General features: G+C 73.9%; 1 protein-coding gene. It reads left to right on the plus strand.

The features are described 5' to 3' along the window. Nucleotides 1-20: 20 nt before the first annotated feature. Nucleotides 21-842 (plus strand): dihydrodipicolinate synthase family protein (locus AB8Z36_RS41080; protein ID WP_369218435.1); only part of this gene is annotated, 822 nt, incomplete at its 3' end.

Consider the following 842-nt stretch of genomic DNA (forward strand, 5'->3'; position numbering starts at 1 on the left):
CCCCGGACAGCACCGAACCGCTGAGCACGCCCCACACCGCCTGGACCCCGTCCCGCCCCTGGCGCGGCATCATGGTCGCCACCGCGCTCCCCCTGCACGAGGACCTCTCCGTCGACTACGACGCGTACGCCGGGCACGTCCGGCACCTCCTCGCGAACGGCTGCGACGGCGTGGTCCCCAACGGCTCCCTCGGCGAGTACCAGACCCTCACCGACGACGAACGCGCCCGCGTCGTACGCACCGCCGTCGAGGCGGCGGGCGACGGAGCCCGTGTGATGCCGGGCGTCTCCGCCTACGGCAGCGCCGAGTCCCGCCGCTGGGCCGAGCAGGCGGCCGAGGCGGGCTGCGGCTCCGTACTGCTGCTGCCCCCGAACGCCTACCGCGCCGACGAACGGGCCATCCGCGCCCACTACGCCGATGCGGCCGAGACCGGCGTACCGGTCGTCGCGTACAACAATCCGCTGGACACCAGGGTCGACCTGACGCCGGAGCTGCTCGCCCGGTTGCACGGCGACGGCACCGTCGTGGCGGTGAAGGACTTCAGCGGCGATGTGCGCAGGGCGTACGAGACGGCCGAACTGGTCCCGGACCTCGACCTCCTGGTCGGCGCCGACGACGTCCTGGTCGAACTGGCGCTCGCGGGCGCGGTCGGCTGGATCGCGGGCTACCCGAACGCCTTCCCCGCCGCCTGCGCGCGGCTCTACCGCGCGGCCTGCGCCCACGACCTGGAGACGGCGCTGCCCCTCTACCGCGCGCTGCACCCCTTGCTGCGCCAGGACTCACGCACCGAGTTCGTGCAGTCGATCAAGCTCTCGATGGACCTGACGGGCCGCCGCGGCGGC

Source organism: Streptomyces flavofungini (genome assembly GCF_041028215.1).
GTDB lineage: Bacteria > Actinomycetota > Actinomycetes > Streptomycetales > Streptomycetaceae > Streptomyces > Streptomyces flavofungini_B.